Below are 18,027 nucleotides of genomic sequence, written 5' to 3'. Positions count from 1 at the left end.
TCAGCTCGCCTGAGTCAGCTCACCGCGGAAAGGACCCCCCTCCATGACCTCCTATCTGCGCAGCCCTTACGAGGCGACACCCGGCGTCACCACGCTGCCGTCGTCCCTCCCCATCACCGGCGCCGGCCTGCTGCCGGTGAACGCCTACCTGATCCGCGGCCCGCAGCCGATCCTCGTCGACACCGGCATGGCGATCGACCGCGGCTACTTCGAACAGGCCCTGTGGTCCCTGGTCGACCCGGCCGACCTGCGCTGGATCGTGCTCACGCACGACGACAGGGACCACGCGGGCAACCTCAAGGAAATCCTCATGGCGGCGCCGCAGGCCAAGGTCGTCACGAACGGCCTGGCCGTCGCGCGGCTCGGCGAGGAGTGGGACGTGCCCCCGAACCGCGTCCTGCAGGTCAACCCCGGCCGCACGCTCGACCTCGGGGGCCGGATCGTCTCCCTGCTGCGCCCGCCCGCGTACGACTCCCCCTCGACGCTGGCCCTCTACGACCACACCACCCGCTCGCTGTTCAGCGCGGACAGCTTCGGCGCGATCCTGCCGACCCCGGCGGAGAACGCCCAGGACGTCCCGGAGAGCGACTACCTCGCCGGGATGGCCCTGTTCACCAGGGCCAACGCCCCCTGGACCGCACTGGCCGACCCGGCCAAGTTCGACATCGTGCTCGACGACCTGCTGCGGCTCGCCCCCCGGCACATCCTCAGCTCGCACGGCGCCACCGTCGTGGAGGGCACCGAGACGCTCGTGCAGACCCTGCGCGAGGTGCCTTCCATGACCCCGTGGCTGCCGGACGAGGACGTGCTGGTGGAGGCCGTGCTCGCCAAGCACGAGGGGGCCACGCTCAGCGCCGGCGCGGCCTGAGCGCTACGAGGCACGACACAAGGAGAACGTCGATGACGACGACGCTGACCCCGGAACCCGGCACCATCATCATCTTCTCGGACATCTGGTGCTCCTTCGCACATATAGCCGTGCACCGGCTCCACACGACCAGGGAACGGCTGGGCCTGACCGACCGGGTCCGCTTCGACCACCGCGCCTTCCCGCTGGAACTGCTCAACGACGCGCCCAGCCCCCGGCCGGGAACCGACAGCGAGGTGGGCCGGATGGCCGCGCTGGAACCCGACGCGGGGTGGCAGCTGTGGCAGGCGAAGGACTGGCTGTACCCGTCCACGACGCTGCCCGCGCTGGAGGCCGTCCAGGCGGCCAAGGAGCAGGGATTCGCGGCGTCCGAGCAGCTCGACCTGGCCCTGCGGAGGGCCTTCTGGGCCGAATCGCGGTGCATCAGCCACCGTAAAGTGATCCTGGACGCCGCCGCGTCCACCGGCGTGGTGGACGTGAACGCCCTGGCGGCCGCGCTCGACGACGGCCGGGCCCGCCGCGCGCTGTCCGAACAGGCCGCCATCGCGGCGACCGACCGGGTGAACTGCAGCCCGCACCTGTTCCTGTCGGACGGCACCGACCACGCCAACCCGGGGATCGAGGTCGGCTGGGCCGGTTCGTACGGCATCGGCTGGCCCGTCGTCTCCTCCGACGATCCGAGCGTGTTCGAGGACATCCTGAAGCGCGCCGCCGCCTGACCGAAGCCCTTTTCCCGGACACCCGGAACGGCTCCCGGGCACACAGAACGGTCCTCTCACGGGGGGACGCAGAACGCCGGCGGACCCTGGCGGTCCGCCGGCGAAGCACGCGACCGGCTCTTTTCGATCGGCGCGCGCCGGGACGTCGACGCGCGCCGATTCTTTATGGACGTTCCCCATTCCTTGGATAATCGACGCGATATTCCGATTACCCTCAGTCAGCGTCCGGTGACGTGAAACCCGGACCATTGTGGAAATCCGGAAAGAAGCATTTCCCGTCTCACCGGTTGACTCCGCCGTAAGTGAGACGTACCTTTTTATCGCATCGCCCAAAACGGGCGGAAATCGGGAGTGAAGTTCCTCCCTGCTTCTCCGTAAGAAGGAGATCGCGGCGAAGCCGCCGCCTCCGACGCATGTCTTCCCGCACCACTCTTGCGCTACTCCATGTTCCGCACCAGTGAAGGGATCTGTCATGAACAATGTCGGTACGGAAATCGAAGAGACGCCGGACGGCACGGACGGGACACCGGACGTGACCGGGTTCGTCGACCTTACCCAGCACGAGATCCAGGCCCTGAAGACCCGCTGGAACCTCGCCGACGCGCACACCCACCAGCGCCAGTCCGCCGGCCAGGACAAGATCGTCTCCCGGCTGCCCGACCTGTGGTACGAGGCCGAGGAAAACCAGCAGGCGTATTTCGAGCAGCGATTCATCGACGCCTTCTTCCGGCTGCACAGGCAGCCCACCGCAGCGGCCGCCGGCAAAACCTGGCTGTCGTATTCGGCCAGCGTCTCCACAATGGTCGCGGCCATGTACCTGATGCAGCGGAACATGTCGGTCGGCCTCATCGAGCCGTGCTTCGACAATCTCGTCGACCTGCTCAAGCACATGCAGGTCGAACTCACCGCGCTGCCGGAGGAGTCGCTCGCCGATCCGGACCGCATTTACGCGAACCTGAGCACCCTGGAAGCAGACGCGCTCTATCTGGTCGACCCCAACAATCCGACCGGATTCAGCCTCCTGCAGTACGGGATGGACGGATTCCGCGAGGTCATCCGCTACTGCAAGGACCACGGCAAGCTGCTGATGCTCGACCTGTGCTTCGCGTCGTTCGCGCTGTGCGACGAGAAGATCGGGCGCATCGACATCTACAAGCTGCTCGAGGAGTCGGGCGTCTCGTACATGGCCCTGGAGGACACCGGCAAGACCTGGCCGGTGCAGGACGCCAAGTGCGCGATGCTGACGGTCAGCGACGACATCAGGGAGGAGGTCTACAACATCCAGACGGCGGTCCTGCTGAACGTCTCGCCGTTCGTCCTCAACTTCCTCACCCAGTACGTCGAGGACTCCATCGAGGACAACTTCGCCTCGGTGCGCGACGTCATCACCGACAACCGGGCGATGGCCGTCAAGGCCGTCGAGGGCACGATCCTCGAGTACGTCGAGCCCGTGGTGAACACCAGCGTCGCGTGGTTCCGCATCAAGCCGGAGGACCTCACCGCGAGCCAGTTGCAGCAGCGGCTGCTGGAGGACGAGATCTACGTGCTGCCCGGCACGTACTTCTACTGGAACGACCCCGCGAAGGGCGAGCGCTACATCCGCGTCGCCCTCGCCCGCCGGCCCGGCACCTTCGCCTGCGCCATGCACCGGATGCGTGAGGTGCTGCTCGGCTATGAGCGGTGAGCCCTTCCTCGACGCCGCCCTGTTCATGGGCATGCACAGCCGTGACGACGAGGTCCGGCGGGGGTGCAAGCGCTTCTTCACCGAGCGCCTGTCCGGCGGCCGCGTCCTGATGAGCCTGGAGCACGTCGGGCGGTGCGACGACCTGGTCTGGCGGTACCCCCGTCAGGTGCAGGACGAGTACTACCCGTTCATGGACAACCTGCACTCCGACATGGCCATCGACCGCATCGGCTACGACGAGCAGGACCTGCGCCTCGCCCTGGAGGCCGGGGTGCTGTCGGACCTTCCGCTGCACGAACGGCTGCTCGTGGCGATGGCGATGCGCCGCGACACGGTCGTGGTCACGGCCAGCCCCCGGCTGAGCCTGCGCCCCGACCTCCCGGTCCGGCCGGTGGAGCCGGCGAAGCCGGCCGATGACGAACCGGTGTTCCCGGCTCCGCTTGAACGGCTCTACGAGCGGTCCTTGGCCCTGCGAGTCGACGTCGACGACCTGTGAGGTGACCCGTGTATCCAGCTAAGCACTCGGGGACGATCGTCCCCATGGTCACGCCCCTGACCGAGGCGGGCGAGGTGTCCGAGCCGAGCGTACGGCGGCTCGTCGGGTCCCTCAGGAGTGAGGTCACCGGGCTGATGCCCGCCCTTTCCACCGGCGAGGGGTGGAAGTTGTCGGATCGGCAGTGGCACGACGTGGTCGCGTACACCGTCCGGCACGCGGACGGGCTGCCTGTCCTGGCCGGCGTGCAGTCGCCGACCACCGAGGAGGTGATCGCCAGGGCGAAGGAGGCCCTGGCCCTCGGGGTGGCGGCCATCGCCGTCACCACCCCCTTCTCGCCTGACCTGACGCAGGAGGAGATCTACGAGCACTACCGGGCGATCCGGGAGGCCGTGCCGGTCCCGCTGTTCGTCTACAACGAGAAGGCCCTGTCGGGCAACCAGATCGAGCTGGACACCCTGGTGCGCGTCTGCGCCCTGCCCGGCGTCGCCGGCATCAAGGAGTCCAGCGGGTCGGCGGAGTTCACCAGGAAGCTCGTCGCCGCGGTCCCCGAGATCCCGGTGTTCGAGGGCTGGGAGAACCTCCTGCACGAGGTGGCGGGGCCCGGCGGCGTGGCCGGGTTCATCGGTCCCCTGGCGAACCTCGAGCCCGGCCTCGCCAACGCCATGCTGGCCGAGCCGTCCGCGGGGCGGCAGCGGGAGATCGACGCGACGTGCGAGCGGTACGGCCTGTTCAACGACGACTGGTATCGGCACCTGAAGAAGGAACTGCACCGCCGCGGGGTCATCGACACCGACGCGGTCGTCGGGGAAGCGGGGTGAGCGGGATGCTGGAGGTCCGGCCAGGAGACTCCGCCCAGAAGCGGCTCTACGTCTACAACCGCTCGGTCCTCACTCCCGAGAGGTACGCCGAGCTGTGGGAGATCGAGCGTGACTGGGTGGTGCGCCTCGCCGCCGAGCACGAGGAGCGCGCGCCCCGCTTCGGGTTCCGCATCGAGCTGATCGACGCGCTCCACGACCTGCTGGCCAAGGAGCAGGCCAACCCCTCGGGCGACGAGCGGTTCCTCGCGGAGGAGGCCACCCTCGACCAGTTCAAGACGGTGGTCGCGGAGTTCGCCGTCGACGGCCTGGTGGAGTCGCAGTCCCACATCGGGATCCTGCGCCGCCTGCCGGCGAAGGCGCGCATGGCCGTGCTGCGCGTGCTCATCGACGAGTTCGGCTGCGGCAACGACGACATGGAGCACTCGCGGCTCTACCGGGAGCTGGTGACCGAACTGGGCATGCCCGCCGACCTGGAGCACTACGTGGACCGGGCCGGGGACGCCAGCTTCGCGTACGTCAACCTGTTCCACTGGCTGGCCGACCGGGCGCCCGCGCCGGAGTACTTCCTCGGCGCGTACGCCTACTTCGAGGCCAGCGTGCTGTACGCCTTCAAGCCCTTCGCGGCCGCGGCGAAACGGCTCGGCGTCCGCAGCGACCGGTACTACACAGAACATCTGTACATCGACAGCTTCCACTCCAAGCAGATGCAGACGGCGATACGGGCGCTGGGCGAGCACCGCGAGGTCGACCTGGCGAAGGTGTGGGCCGGCGTCACGCTGACCAGCGCCGTCATCGCCGAGGCCACGGAGGCGGCGGTGGACAGGGCGAGGAAGGTGCCCGCATGACCGGGGACACGGGCGGGCCCGTCTCGCTGCGCCAGATCGCGCCCGACCTCCTGCTCATCGAGGTGGCGGGCAGGCGGATGCTGACCCAGGCGGAGTGTCCCCACCGCAGGGGGCGGCTGCGCTACGGCTACCTCAACGGGCGGACGCTGCGGATCACCTGCCCGCTGCACCACTCCACGTTCGACCTGCTCACCGGGCGGCAGGTGGCCGGCCCGCCGTGCGGCTCGCTGCGCGTCACGCTGCTGCCCGAGGACGCCGCGTCTCCTCGGTCGGCGGCGGAGGCGGCGGAGTGGGTGGAGCGGGCCGAGGGCCTGCGGCCCGAGGCGGGTGCTCCGTGACCACCCGCGAACTGCCCGGCCAGGTCACCGGCGAGGTCACCGGGCAGGTCACCGGGCAGGCCGGCGGGCAGAGCACGCGGGTGGAGGCGCACGGCGTCGACCGGATCCCGGACGGCGAGCGCACCGCCTCGCCGCGCGAGTTCCTGTGGATCTGGCACTCGGCCCAGTTCTCGTTCGGCACGGTGGTGCTCGGCTCGGTGCCGGTGAGCTTCGGCCTGAGCTGGACGGCCTCCGTCACCGCGATCCTGGTGGGGCTGCTGATCGGCACGGCGGTGTTCGCACCGCTCGTGCTGTTCGGCAAGCGCACCGGCGCGAACGACGCGGTGTCCAGCGGCGCGCACTTCGGCGTGCGCGGCCGGGTCGTCGCCAACGTCATCACCATCGTGGTCGCGATCGGGTTCTTCTCGATCGCGGTGTGGACGGGCGCCACCGCCATCCTCGCGGCCGGCCAGCGGGTGCTCGGCACCCCGGCCGGCCCGGCCGGCCTCGCCGTCACGATGCCGCTGATGGCCCTGGCCGTCGCGGCGGTCGCGGTGTACGGATACGGTGCGCTGCTGGCGACCTACAAGGTCATGACGGTGATCGGCGGGCTGGTGCTGCTGGCGCTGGTCGTGGTTCTGCTGCCCGGTTTCGACCCGGGGTACGCGGGCGGGCCGTACGCGCTGGGCGACTTCTGGCGGACCTGGCTGCTGGCCGTGTCCTTCAGCGCCACGCTGCCGGTGTCGTACTCGACGTTCCAGGGCGACTACAGCCGCTACCTGTCGCCCCGGACCGGCGACCGGGCGGCGGTGGCGTACAACGGCGCGGCGATGTACGTGAGCAACGCGCTCGCGCTCGTCGGCGGCGCCTACGTCACCACGATGCTGAAGGACGCCTCGGCGCCCTGGATCCTCGGGGTGGCCGACACGGTGCCCCGGTGGTTCGCGGTCGTGGTGATCGTCTTCGGGTTCGCCGGCACGCTGCCGCAGGCGGCGCTGTGTCTGTACGCGGCGGGGCTGTCGGCCAACTCCATCCTGTGGCGGCTCCCCCGCGCCGCGGCGACATGGCTGATGTGGGCCCTCGGCGTCGCCACCCTCTACGTCGGGGCGATCGCCTTCGACGCCATCGAGTCGATCTCGACGTTCGTGCTGATCCTGCTCGTCCTCGTCTCGCCGTGGACCGCGATCATGCTGGTCGGGCTCGCCCTCCGGCGGGGCCGGTACCACCCCGACGACCTGTACGGCTTCGCCCGTCCCGGCCACCGGGGCCGCTACTGGTTCACCGGGGGGTTCAACCTCCGGGCCCTGGGGGCGTTCGTCCCCGCGGTGGTCCTGGGGCTGCTGTTCGTGGACAACACGATCTACACCGGCCCGTTCGCCCGTCTGGCGGGCGGGGTGGACCTGAGCTGCCTGGTGCCGTTCTGCACGGCGGCGCTGCTCTACGCCGCGCTGTGCCGGCTGTTCCCCGAGCGGACGGCCCAGGTGAGCGGAGATGCCGTGACCGCAGATTACGTGACCGGAGGTGATCCGAGATGAGCAGAGATCCGCGGCTGCCCGACTCGCCCGACACGATCGTGGTCTTCTCCGACCTCAACTGCTCCTTCGCCCACCTCGCCGTCCACCGCCTGCACGAGGCGCGGCGGCGGCTCGGCCTGGAGGGACGGCTGTGGTTCGACCACCGCTGCTTCCCGCTGGAGCTGTTCAACCGGACGGTGAACGAGCGCCCGGGGGTGGACTCGGAGGTGTCGGTGGTCGGCGCGCTCGACCCCGGCGCGGGGTGGCGGCTGTGGCAGGGGCCCGACTGGACCTATCCGGTCACGATGCTGCCGCCGCTGGAGGCCGTGCAGGCGGCGAAGGCGCAGAGCCTGCACGCCTCCGAACAGCTCGACCTCGCGCTGCGCCGGGCCTTCTGGGCCGAGGGCCGGTGCATCTCGCTGCGGCACGAGATCCTCGACGTCGCGGCATCCACCGGGGCGGTCGACGCCGGGGCGCTGGCCGAGGCGCTCGACGACGGCCGCGCCCGGCGGGCGGTGATGGACCAGTTCGAGACGGCCCGGCACGGGCGGGTCGACTGCAGCCCCCACGTGTTCCTGTACGACGGGACCGACGTCGCCAATCCCGGCGTGCGGGCCCGGTGGGTCAACGGCGACTTCGGCATGGGCTTCCCGGTCATCGAGGCCGACGACCCGACCGTCTACACGGATCTGCTCGCCAGGGCGGCCGAGCTGATCTGCGACACGGCGGCCTGACGGCCGGCCGCCGTAAGACAGGGCGCGGGCCCGGCGAGGGGCCCGCGCCCTGTGTTGTGTGCCGCGATGCGGAGCCCGCGCCCTGTGTTGTCCGCCGCGATGCGGAGCCCGCGCCCTGTCCCGTCTCGCGTGACGCAGGCTGTCTGCGACGATGCGGTGCCCGGCGGCTGTATACAGGTCCACGTGAGGTTGGACGAGCTCGATCGCGCCATAATCCGGGCCCTCGTCGAGGACGCCCGGGCGACATACGCCGAAATAGGCGCTCAAGTGGGGCTGTCGGCTCCGGCCGTGAAGAGGCGGGTCGACCGGCTCATCGCCAGCGGCGCGATCACCGGCTTCAGCGCGCGGGTGGAGCCGTCGGCCCTCGGCTGGACCACCGAGGCGTACGTCGAGCTGTACTGCCGGGGCAAGACCTCGCCGGCGGAAATCGGCATGGCCGTGTCCCGGCATCCGGAGGTCGTCTCGGCCTGCACGGTGACCGGCGAGGCCGACGCGCTGCTGCACATCCGCGCGACCGACGTGCGGCACGTCGAGCGGGTGATCGAGCGCCTGGCGGCCGAGCCGTTCGTGGTCCGCACCAAGAGTTCGATCGTGCTGTCGCGGCTGATTAACGGATCGCTGCAAAACGGGTGAAGGACGCAACCGATCCACAGGTGATCGCAACGCGGGCGCATTGGATTGTGGCCTCCCGATTCCTACGCTGAAGTCCCGTTCACCCGGTTTCCCGCTTGGAGTCGACGATGACACTCGCGCCCGCCACCGAGACCACGGAAAGTGGTCGTACGGGCACGGCACGGCATTTCCTGATGTGCCGGCCTGATTTCTTCACGGTCTCGTATTCCATCAACCCGTGGATGCACCCGGAGAAGGACACCGACACGGCCAGGGCGGTGCGGCAGTGGGAGAGCCTCCGGCAGGCGTACGAGAGCCTGGGCCACACCGTCAGCCTGATCGACCCGATCGAGGGCCTGCCGGACATGGTGTTCGCCGCGAACGGCGCGCTCGTCGTGGACGGACGGGTCTACGGCGCGAGGTTCGCCCACCCGCAGCGTGCCGCCGAGGGCCCCGCCTACCTGCGGTGGTTCGCCGATCGGGGATACGAGACACTGGAGGCGTCCTTCACCAACGAGGGCGAGGGCGACTACCTGACGCTCGACGAGATGATCCTGGCCGGGACGGGCTTCCGCACCGACGTGGCGGCGCACATGGAGGCCCAGGAGTTCCTCGGCCGGCCGGTCGTCACGCTGCGCCTGGTCGACCCGAGGTTCTACCACCTCGACACCGCCCTGTTTCCGCTGAACGGCCACAACGTGGCGTACTATCCGGAGGCGTTCAGCGAGGGCAGCAGGAAGGTGCTGCGGCGGCTGTTCCCCGACGCCGTGATCGCCACGTCCGCGGACGCGGAGGTGCTGGGGCTCAACGCGGTGAGCGACGGCCGCAACGTCGTCGTCAACGCCGAGGCGAGCGGGCTGATCCTGGAACTCAAGCGCCGCGGCTTCGAGGTCGTCCCGGTGGACCTCACCGAGCTGCGCAAGTCCGGCGGCGGCCCGAAGTGCTGCACCCTCGAGATCCGGCCGAACAGGGAGATCCGATGAACAGCGAGGAACTGATCCGGCTCAGCGAGAGCCACAGCGCGCACAACTACCACCCGCTGCCCGTCGTGATCAGCTCGGCCGACGGCGCCTGGGTCACCGACGTGGAGGGCAAGCGGTATCTCGACTGCCTGGCCGGCTACTCCTCGCTGAACTTCGGGCACGGCAACCCCGCGATCCTCGCGGCGGCCCGTGAGCAGCTCGACCGTCTGACGCTGACCAGCCGGGCGTTCTACCACGACCGCTTCGCCGAGTTCGCGACCGGCCTTTCGGAGCTGTGCGGCAAGGACATGGTCCTGCCCATGAACACCGGCGCGGAGGCCGTCGAGACCGCGATCAAGGTCGCCCGCAAGTGGGGTTACGAGGTCAAGGGCGTCGCCCCCGGCCAGGCCAACATCGTGGTGATGGAGGACAACTTCCACGGCCGCACCACGACCATCGTCGGCTTCTCGACCGACCCCGAGTCGCGGGACGGCTTCGGCCCCTTCTCCCCCGGCTTCCGGGTCGTCAAGTACGGCTCCGCCGAGGCGATCAGGGAGGCGATCGACGAGAACACGGTGGCCGTGCTGCTCGAGCCCATCCAGGGCGAGGCCGGCGTGCTGGTCCCGCCGGACGGCTACCTGACCGCGGTCAGGGAGATCTGCACTGACAACAACGTGCTGTTCGTGGCCGACGAGATCCAGTCGGGCCTCGGCCGCACCGGGGAGACGTTCGCCTGCGACCACGAGCGCGTCGTCCCCGACATGTACGTCCTGGGCAAGGCCCTCGGCGGCGGCGTGGTCCCGGTGTCCGCGGTCGTCGCGAACGCCGACGTCATGGGCGTGATCGGGCCCGGCCAGCACGGTTCCACCTTCGGCGGCAACCCGCTGGCGTGCGCGGTCGGCGACGCGGTGATCGGGCTGCTGCGGACCGGTGAGTACCAGGCCAGGGCCCGCGAGCTCGGCGCGTTCCTGCACGCGCGCCTGGCCGAGCTCGGCCCCGGCGTGGCGGCGGTGCGCGGGCGCGGACTGTGGGCGGGCATCGACATCGATCCCTCGCTCGGCACCGGACGGCAGATCAGCGAGGCGCTCCTGCGCCGCGGCGTGCTCGTCAAGGACACCCACGGCTCGACGATCCGCCTCGCGCCGCCCCTCGTCGTCTCCCGGGACGACCTGGCCTGGGCGGTGGACCAGCTCAGCGCGGTGCTGCGGGAGGCTCGGGCCTGATCCGCACCGCGTCCTGATCGCCGGTGTCGGTGAACCACGTCACCGCGGCCTCCCCGGGCGCCAGGTCGATGGCGGTCATCATGTTGGGGAACCAGGGTCCCTTGCTGATGCGCCACCGCAACGGCGGCCGGGGAAGGCCCCCGGTCCTGGCCAGCACCCCGCCGAGCACGCCCGCGAGCCCGAACGACGCCACGATGTTGGCGAAGCGCAGCGTGCGGCTCAGCGGGTTGCGGATCGGCGAGCAGACGATCTGGTGGACGCGCCCGCCGCCCCGGCGCCGTACGGACGCCATGTAGGAGTAGTGGACGTCGCCCGACAGCAGCAGGACGGTCGCGGGCGGCCTGCCCCGGCTTCCCGATGCGACCTCCAGCACCACGTGCGCGAGCTCCTCAAACGACCGGCGGAAGGCCCCCCAGTGCTCCAGGTCGAGAAACTGCCGCACCCGCTCGCCCCACCGCGCCGCCCTGCGGCCCCAGATGCCGTCGCAGACCGCCTCGTTCCAGCTCTCCACGTGGTGGATCCCGGAGGGCAGCAGGATCGGCAGCGAGGAGCCGATGAGCAGGTGGTCGAAGTCGCCGGTCGCGTGCTTGTCGAACCAGTCCCACTCGCCGGGGTCGAGCATCCGCCGGCGTCCCGGCTCCAGCACCCGGGCACTGCGGCTGTCCAGCACGATCAGCCGGGCGCCGCCCAGGTCCCTGTGGTAGCTCCAGCGCACCGAGTCGGGCTCCCGGTCGGCCCGCCGGGCGAAGGTGTCGAGCGCCTCGTCCCCGCCGCCCGCCCGGAGCGCGGCGAGCACGGGATCGGCCGCCCGCTCGTCCGGGGGCAGGTTGCCCAGGTGCTGGTAGATGTAGTACGAGCCGAGCGCGGAGACGATGCGCCGATCCCACCAGGGCACCTCGGCCATCTGCTCGCGCCAGACGTTCGAGGTGTTCCAGTCGTCCCTGACGTCGTGGTCGTCGAAGATCATCAGGCTGGGGACCGTGGCCAGCAGCCAGCGGACCGGAGGGTCGGACCACGCCTGCCGGTACAGCTCGGCGTACTCCTCGAAGTCGACGACCTCCTCTGGCCCTTCGTCCCTGCGCCCGGCGATGAACTCCTTCATGTCCGGCGTCAGCTCGTCGGCGTACACCTGGTCGCCGAGCAGCAGGATCAGGTCGGGCCGCTCGTCCGGCGACTCCATCAGGCGCAGGCCGTACGCCCTCAGGACGTCCGGGCCGTGCGTGCGCACGTACGGCTCCTCGTGCGGGACGCTGGTGCGGCAGGAGCCGAAGATCAGCCGGTCGAGGCGGGTCAGCGGGCGGATCACGCTCGGCGGCAGGCCGTCGGCCGGCCACACCCGCGTGTCGTCGAGCTCCACCTCGTAGGCCACCGGACCCTCGATACCGACGTCGACCAGGGCGTAGTGGTGGCCGTGCACGGTGAAGGTGTGCTCCTCCGAGCAGGCGTCGCCGGCTCGCACGCGGACCGTGCAGGGCTCGGAGGTCTCCACCCAGACGGTCGCGGCGGCCGCGTCCACGTGGCGCAGCAGCGGGCCCAGCACAAGTTCCGGCACCAGACCTGTCTACTGCAAAAGGACGGCAAAGCGCGACTTGTGTCCATCCGTCCCACGCCGTTCACCGTTCGTGCACGGCCTGTACGCCGGAACGGCGAAATCCCGCCCGCCGATCTCCGTATTGGCCTATATCGCGATCACCCGGCGCACGGTTTGATCCAGATGTCGCTCATCCGGCCCGCCTTTCGCACCCGTCAACGACGACGGCGCGCGAGGTCCGGGGGGACGACCAGCCTTTCCGACAGGAGAACATCAGAATGACCGTCACGGACTTCCCGACAACGGCGTCGGGGGTTCGGTCTCCGATCCCCGATCTCCCTGCCCCCTCAGCGGGTGAGCGCGCCCTGACCGCCGCCCGCTTCCAGCTCGCCGAGGCGTCCCGCTTCCTCGGCCTCGACGACGGCCTGCACGACATGCTCGCCACGCCCCGCCGCTCGCTGACGGTGTCCGTGCCCGTGCGGCGCGAGGACGGCCGCCTGGAGGTGGTGCAGGGCCACCGCGTGCAGCACAACCTGTCGCGCGGGCCGGCCAAGGGCGGCATCCGCTTCCACCCCGCCACCGATCTCGCCGAGGTCACCGCCCTCGCCATGTGGATGACGTGGAAGTGCGCCCTCGTCGGCATCCCGTACGGTGGGGCCAAGGGCGGCGTCGCGGTGGACCCGGCCACACTGACCACCCGCGAGCTCGAACGCGTCACCCGGCGCTACGTCAACGAGATCCTGCCGCTCATCGGCCCGGAGAAGGACATCCCCGCGCCCGACGTGGGCACCGACGAGCAGACCATGGCCTGGATCATGGACACCTACAGCGCGAACGCGGGCTACTCCGTGCCCGGCGTGGTGACCGGCAAGCCCACGGCGCTCGGCGGCTCGCTGGGCCGCGCGGGCGCGACCTCGCGCGGGGTGCAGATCGCCGCGCTGCAGGCGCTGGCCAGGACAGACGGGGCCCGCTCCCCTGAGGGTACGGCCGTCGCGGTGCAGGGCTTCGGCAAGGTGGGCGCGCTCGCGGCCCAGTACCTCGCCGACGCCGGCTGCCGCGTCGTGGCCGTCTCCGACGCGGGCGGCGCGGTCGTCCGGCCCTCCGGCCTCGACGTCGCCGCGCTGCGCGTCCACGCGGCCGAGACCGGGTCGGTCCACGGCTACCGCGACGCCGACCCGCTCTCCCGCGACGAGTTGCTCGAACTCGACGTGGACGTGCTGGTGCCGGCCGCGCTCGAAGGCATGATCACGGCGGACAACGCGCCGCGCGTACGGGCCCGCCTGGTCGTGGAGGGCGCCAACGGGCCCACCACGCCCGAGGCCGACCTGATCCTGGCCCACAACGGGGTCACGGTGGTGCCCGACATCCTGGCCAACGCGGGCGGGGTGATCGTGTCCTACCTGGAGTGGGTGCAGAACACCCAGGCGTACTCCTGGAGCGCCGGGGAGGTCGAGGTGAAGCTCCGGGACCTGATGGAGAACGCCTACCGGGCGGTCGCGGACCTGGCCGCGGAGCGTGACCTCACGCTCCGCCAGGCCGCCCACGCGATCGGGGTGGGGCGGGTGGCCGAGGCCCACCGGATGCGGGGCCTCTACCCCTGACGCCCCTGTGAGAGACGGCGATGACGACCGCCTCCCGGGAATATGCGGCTTCCGGGAGGCGGTCAGGCCGTCGCCGCCGTCTCGGCGGTCTCCGCTGTCTTCGTGGCGGCCAGCACGATCTGCTCGCACAGCTCGTGGGTCAGCAGGGCGTCGTCGGCCGTGAGGATCCGGCCCTCGCGGACCGCGGCGAGGAACTCCCGGCAGATCTGCTCGATGCCGCGCTGCCGCGGCGCCGAGACCCAGTCGCCGCGCCTCATGAGGGTCTCGTCCCCGCCGAATTCGACCACGTCGCCGAGGTTGACGACCCGGCGCTTCCCGCCGCCGCCCATGACCTCGCAGGTCTCCTCGGCCGCGCCGCTGGTGCGGCTCATCACGCCGACGGCGGTGAACCCGTCGCCGCCGAGCGTCAGCACCACGTGTTCGAGCAGGCCGTCCCGCACCCTGGTCCTGATCACGGTGTCGGTGACCGGCCCGGGGGCGAGGAAGCGCAGCGTGTCGGCCACGTGGACGAAGTCGTCAAAGATCATCGTCCGCGGGTCGCCGGGCAGGTCACGCCGGTTTTTCTGCATCACGACCACGTCGCGCGGCAGGCCGCGCAGGGCCGCGTACGCGGGGGCGTGCCTGCGGTTGAACCCGACCATCAGCGACCTGTCGCGCTCGCGGGCCAGCCGTACGAGCCCGGCGGAGGCGGCGGCGTCGTAGGCGAGCGGCTTGTCCACGTAGACGTGCACGCCCGCCTCCAGCAGCGTGGTCACGATCGGGACGTGCGCGGCGGTGGCCGCGTGCACGAAGGCCGCGTCGACCCCGGCCTCGGCGAGTGCGTCCACGGAGGTGAAGCGCGCGCCGATCCGGTACGCGTCGCCGAGCCGGTCAAGAGTCGCCCGGTCGCGCGTGCACAGCAGCGGCTCGATGCCCGGCGTCGCCGCCAGCACCGGCAGGTACGCCTTCTCCGCGATGTCTCCCAGGCCGATGATTCCGACTTTCATGCCGGGGAGACTATCGCCGCCCCTCCGGCGCCTGTCAGCGCCCCCGCCACCACGCCACCGTCTCCTTCACCCCGTCCTCGACCGGTGTCGGCCCGAACCCGAGGACCGCCTGGGAGGCGGAGGAGTCGAGCACGTACGGCCGGTCGAACTGATAACGGGTCTCCCCCAGCTCGCGCAGGAACGGCGATACGAGGCCTGCCGCCTTCAGCGTCCACGACGGCAGCCGCCGCAGGCGCGGCGCCGGGAGGCCAGCCGCCTCGCACACCGTCTCGGCGAACTCCCGGATGGTGACGGGCGGCGCGGTCGGCACGTGCCAGGGCCGGCCCCACGCGCGCTCCTCCTCCGCGGCCGCCGCCAGCGCCCGCACCACATCGGGCAGGTACGTCCAGCTGTGCGGGATGCCGGGGTCGCTGAGGACGAGGGCGGGCTTGCCCGCGAACAGGGGCTCCAGGAGCCGCGGCCCCACGTACGACTGGTCGGACGACCGCGGCCCGTAGTAGTCCGAGCCGCGCACCTCCGTGACGCGCACCCGCCCGGCCTCGTGCGCGGCGCGCATCTCCTCCCACATCCGCGCCCTGACCCTGCCCTTCGTGCCCGTCGCGGCGAGCGGCAGATCCTCGGTCATCGGCCCGTCCACCGGGCCGTACCCGTACAGGTTGCCCAGCGTGACCAGGACGGCCCCTGACGACTCGGCGGCCGCAAGCAGCGAGGCCGCGATCGGCGGCCAGTCCAGAGGCCACCGGTGGTAACGCGGGTTGGCGCAGTTGTAGAGCGCGTCGGCCCCCTCGGCGAGCCGCCGCATCACGGTGGCGTCGGCCGCGTCCGCGGCGACCGGCGAGATCCCGGGACGCTGCGGGCCCGAACCCGAACGGGTGACGAGGGTCACCTCGTGCCCGCGCTCCGCCAGCGTCTCGGCGAGCCCGCCGCCGACCTGTCCCGCTCCGACGATCACATGCTTGCCCATCACTTCTCCTTCAGACCTGATCCGTCAGCAGCCGCAGCACGCCGTCCACGACGTACACGACCGCGAACACCACACCCGCGGTGACGAGCCCTGAGGCCGCCAGCGCGGCCGCCCCCGCGCCGAACCACACCACCTCGAAGGCGGCCCTGGCGATCCCGTGCAGCTGGTGCGGCGCCTTGCCGCCCGCCATGAACAGCCCCCACAGCGTGGCGAACACGGCCGGCCCACCGAGCCCCAGAAGGATCTTCACCAGGATGTTGACCTCCCGGGTGAACCCCCAGTAGGCCAGCGAGATCAGCACTCCCAGCTCCAGGAAGAACATCACTGCCCCGATCGTTCCCTTTGCCACGGTGAGCATCGGCACTCCTTGTGTTTATCGCTCCGCTTCGAGAGCAATGCTCTCCTATGGAAACGCCCTTCGTCAAGAGCACCGCTCTCTATTAGCTCAGGTGCTCTGTTAACCTGGCCCCATGAATGCGAGCAGGACCGCGCGGGAGCGGGTGAGAGCGGAGCTGATCCGGGAGATCACGGACATCGCCCGGCGGCATCTGGCGACGGAAGGGGCCACGGGCCTGTCCCTGCGGGCGGTTGCCCGCGAGATGGGGATGGTCTCCTCGGCGATCTACCGCTACTTCCCCAGCCGCGACGACCTGCTGACCGCGCTGATCATCGATGGATACAACGCCCTCGGAGAGGCCGTCGAGCGCGCCGACGCCGCCTGCGCGCGCGAGGACTTCACCGGACGATGGCTCGCCGTCTGCCGGGCCGTACGCGCATGGGCCCTGGCCCATCCGCACGAGTACGCCCTGCTGTACGGCTCGCCGGTGCCGGGCTACGCCGCCCCGCAGGACACCGTCGCACCGGCGGTCCGGGACACGGCCGTGTACGGACGGATCGTCGCCGACGCCCACCGCGCGGGCCGGCTCACCCCTCCCCCGATCTGCCCGCCGCCGCCCGCGATTCTGGCCCAGGACGCCGAGGTCGTGCGGTCGCTGATGCCGGACGTGCCGGACGACGTGGTCGCACGGGCGATCGTCGCCTGGACGGGCCTGTTCGGGATGGTCAGCTTCGAGCTCTTCGGCCAGTTCAACAACACGATCACGCACCGAGCCGAGCTGTTCGAGCACAACATGGCCTGCCTCGCCCGCCTCCTCGGCCTGCCCGAGTAGGCGACCCGGCCCGGCTGTCCGCGCGGACGGCAACGCCCTGCCGTGCGCCTGCCCGGCCCCTCGGCCGCCGCGAGCAGCGTGTTCCAGGCCGCGTTCACCGCCGCGGCGTCATGCCGCGCGGGCGGCCATGGGTCGAGGGCGGCGCCGCTTCGAGGGAGGCCACGCATGGAGATCGCCGCGCTATGCGAGCCCGGCCCCGTCGAAGCCGGGTGCGGCGACGGGAAGGCCTGCCTCTTCTGCCGCCGCGAGCAGCCGCTTGTCGTAGGCCACGAACCAATCGAGAGCCCGCTCCAGCAGTTGCGCGGCGGACAGGTGAAGGGCGTCGAGAGTCCGCAGCCGGGCCGGCCCGATCTCCGCGGCCGCGTCGAGAAGCGGTGCGTCCACGGGCACCATCCTCAGCCGGGCCATCAGCGCCTTGGCCATGGAGACCGCCTGAGGTCCGGAGGCCCGCACCGCCCGGACCACCTCGGTCCGGGCCAGTTCGCAGGCGACCACCGCCCCGGTCTGTGTCGCCAGCCATTTTTCGAGCGCCGCCGTCTCCTCCTCCCGGACGACCAGCTTGACCAGCGCCGAAGAGTCGAGGTAGATCACCGTTCCTCCGCCCTCAGCTCCGCCAGCACTTCGCTGGGCAGAGGCGTTCCGGGTTGCGGGGGCAGGGCATGCCAGGCAGTCCAATCGATCTCCACCTCTGGCAGCCTCATGCGGCCCTCCGCGACGAGCCGGTCCGTGACGACACGTTCGTGCGGCAATGCGGTCAGCCGCGCCACCGGCCGCCCCCTCTCCGTGATCTCGACCGTGTTTCCCGCCTGGACCAGCTCCAGATAGTGCGCGAGCCGGTCGCGCAGTTCCCGTACTCCCACGCTGACGACCTCGTCCGACATGGCCTCAGGCTAACCGAAGTGGCCCCACCGATCGTCAACGGTACACTACTTACTGTATGCGTACCCTTCCAGCGGTGAACGTACCTGACGGTGTGAACACCGA

The 18,027-nt window shown here is 70.7% G+C and carries 20 protein-coding genes; 14 read left to right on the top strand and 6 right to left on the bottom strand.

Annotated elements, in window-relative coordinates; genetic code table 11:
* The first annotated feature begins 43 nt into the window (after positions 1–43).
* The 12 genes from ACIBK1_RS28860 (at position 44) to rocD (ending at position 10,792) form a co-directional block, all read left to right on the top strand.
* Complete coding sequence (locus ACIBK1_RS28860) at positions 44–868, top strand: MBL fold metallo-hydrolase (protein ID WP_036405278.1); 825 nt, start codon at positions 44–46, stop codon at positions 866–868.
* Positions 869–900: 32 nt separating this feature from the next.
* Complete coding sequence (locus ACIBK1_RS28855; RefSeq protein WP_396738839.1) at positions 901–1,587, top strand: DsbA family protein; 687 nt, start codon at positions 901–903, stop codon at positions 1,585–1,587.
* Positions 1,588–2,059: 472 nt separating this feature from the next.
* Positions 2,060–3,271 carry a PLP-dependent aminotransferase family protein gene (locus ACIBK1_RS28850; RefSeq protein ID WP_197042464.1) on the top strand — a complete coding sequence of 404 codons (1,212 nt, stop codon included), beginning with the start codon at positions 2,060–2,062 and terminating at the stop codon, positions 3,269–3,271.
* Positions 3,261–3,767: a DUF6190 family protein gene (locus ACIBK1_RS28845; protein WP_396738837.1), complete on the top strand. Its 507-nt coding sequence runs from the start codon at positions 3,261–3,263 to the stop codon at positions 3,765–3,767. Before ACIBK1_RS28850 ends, ACIBK1_RS28845 begins: the two co-directional genes overlap by 11 nt.
* A gap of 8 nt (positions 3,768–3,775) precedes the next feature.
* The gene (locus ACIBK1_RS28840) at positions 3,776–4,585 is read left to right on the top strand and encodes a dihydrodipicolinate synthase family protein (RefSeq protein WP_357316835.1); all 810 of its coding nucleotides are present in this window, start codon (positions 3,776–3,778) and stop codon (positions 4,583–4,585) included.
* A gap of 5 nt (positions 4,586–4,590) precedes the next feature.
* Positions 4,591–5,430, top strand: coding sequence for an iron-containing redox enzyme family protein (locus ACIBK1_RS28835; protein WP_030506262.1), 840 nt, complete (start codon positions 4,591–4,593; stop codon positions 5,428–5,430).
* A complete protein-coding gene (locus ACIBK1_RS28830) occupies positions 5,427–5,768 on the top strand; it encodes a Rieske (2Fe-2S) protein (RefSeq protein ID WP_051761328.1) in 342 nt (113 codons plus the stop codon). The genes ACIBK1_RS28835 and ACIBK1_RS28830 overlap by 4 nt, the downstream gene beginning before the upstream one ends.
* On the top strand, positions 5,765–7,282 hold the full coding sequence (locus ACIBK1_RS28825; protein WP_197042466.1) for a purine-cytosine permease family protein: 1,518 nt from the start codon (positions 5,765–5,767) through the stop codon (positions 7,280–7,282). The genes ACIBK1_RS28830 and ACIBK1_RS28825 overlap by 4 nt, the downstream gene beginning before the upstream one ends.
* Complete coding sequence (locus ACIBK1_RS28820; RefSeq protein ID WP_030506265.1) at positions 7,279–7,995, top strand: DsbA family oxidoreductase; 717 nt, start codon at positions 7,279–7,281, stop codon at positions 7,993–7,995. The genes ACIBK1_RS28825 and ACIBK1_RS28820 overlap by 4 nt, the downstream gene beginning before the upstream one ends.
* A 183-nt stretch (positions 7,996–8,178) precedes the next feature.
* Positions 8,179–8,628 carry an Lrp/AsnC family transcriptional regulator gene (locus ACIBK1_RS28815; protein WP_030506266.1) on the top strand — a complete coding sequence of 150 codons (450 nt, stop codon included), beginning with the start codon at positions 8,179–8,181 and terminating at the stop codon, positions 8,626–8,628.
* A gap of 107 nt (positions 8,629–8,735) precedes the next feature.
* Positions 8,736–9,590 (top strand): dimethylargininase, encoded by an 855-nt coding sequence (gene ddaH, locus ACIBK1_RS28810; protein WP_030506267.1) that lies wholly within the window; start codon positions 8,736–8,738, stop codon positions 9,588–9,590.
* Positions 9,587–10,792 carry an ornithine--oxo-acid transaminase gene (rocD, locus tag ACIBK1_RS28805; protein ID WP_030506268.1) on the top strand — a complete coding sequence of 402 codons (1,206 nt, stop codon included), beginning with the start codon at positions 9,587–9,589 and terminating at the stop codon, positions 10,790–10,792. The genes ddaH and rocD overlap by 4 nt, the downstream gene beginning before the upstream one ends.
* Here the strand turns inward: rocD and ACIBK1_RS28800 are convergent.
* Complete coding sequence (locus ACIBK1_RS28800) at positions 10,761–12,344, bottom strand: alkaline phosphatase D family protein (RefSeq protein ID WP_081903285.1); 1,584 nt, start codon at positions 12,342–12,344, stop codon at positions 10,761–10,763. The genes rocD and ACIBK1_RS28800 overlap by 32 nt on opposite strands.
* 257 nt (positions 12,345–12,601) lie before the next feature.
* Here ACIBK1_RS28800 and ACIBK1_RS28795 point away from each other — a divergent pair, with 257 nt between their 5' ends.
* Positions 12,602–13,924: a Glu/Leu/Phe/Val family dehydrogenase gene (locus ACIBK1_RS28795; RefSeq protein ID WP_081903286.1), complete on the top strand. Its 1,323-nt coding sequence runs from the start codon at positions 12,602–12,604 to the stop codon at positions 13,922–13,924.
* 62 nt (positions 13,925–13,986) lie between these two features.
* Here the strand turns inward: ACIBK1_RS28795 and ACIBK1_RS28790 are convergent, their stop codons facing one another.
* From ACIBK1_RS28790 to ACIBK1_RS28780, 3 genes are read right to left on the bottom strand one after another with little or no spacing between them, the layout of a single operon-like run.
* Complete coding sequence (locus ACIBK1_RS28790; RefSeq protein WP_030506271.1) at positions 13,987–14,910, bottom strand: Gfo/Idh/MocA family protein; 924 nt, start codon at positions 14,908–14,910, stop codon at positions 13,987–13,989.
* A gap of 34 nt (positions 14,911–14,944) precedes the next feature.
* Complete coding sequence (locus ACIBK1_RS28785; RefSeq protein WP_030506272.1) at positions 14,945–15,874, bottom strand: NAD-dependent epimerase/dehydratase family protein; 930 nt, start codon at positions 15,872–15,874, stop codon at positions 14,945–14,947.
* Positions 15,875–15,884: 10 nt separating this feature from the next.
* On the bottom strand, positions 15,885–16,232 hold the full coding sequence (locus ACIBK1_RS28780) for a YrdB family protein (RefSeq protein ID WP_030506273.1): 348 nt from the start codon (positions 16,230–16,232) through the stop codon (positions 15,885–15,887).
* Positions 16,233–16,344: 112 nt separating this feature from the next.
* On the opposite strand from ACIBK1_RS28780, the gene ACIBK1_RS28775 reads away from it, so the two are divergent.
* Entirely contained in the window at positions 16,345–17,043 is a 699-nt protein-coding gene (locus ACIBK1_RS28775) for a TetR/AcrR family transcriptional regulator (protein ID WP_030506274.1), read from the top strand.
* Positions 17,044–17,223: 180 nt separating this feature from the next.
* Here ACIBK1_RS28775 and ACIBK1_RS28770 read toward each other — a convergent pair whose 3' ends face one another.
* Positions 17,224–17,634, bottom strand: a complete 411-nt coding sequence (locus tag ACIBK1_RS28770) for a type II toxin-antitoxin system VapC family toxin (RefSeq protein ID WP_030506275.1) — start codon at positions 17,632–17,634, stop codon at positions 17,224–17,226.
* On the bottom strand, positions 17,631–17,924 hold the full coding sequence (locus ACIBK1_RS28765) for a type II toxin-antitoxin system Phd/YefM family antitoxin (protein WP_030506276.1): 294 nt from the start codon (positions 17,922–17,924) through the stop codon (positions 17,631–17,633). Before ACIBK1_RS28765 ends, ACIBK1_RS28770 begins: the two co-directional genes overlap by 4 nt.
* Positions 17,925–18,027: the final 103 nt, after the last annotated feature.

The sequence above is a fragment of the Microbispora rosea genome, assembly GCF_044460045.1.
Taxonomy (GTDB): domain Bacteria; phylum Actinomycetota; class Actinomycetes; order Streptosporangiales; family Streptosporangiaceae; genus Microbispora; species Microbispora rosea.
The sequence above is the reverse complement of the archived record's forward strand: the minus strand, read 5'-3'. Positions and strand labels throughout refer to the sequence as shown.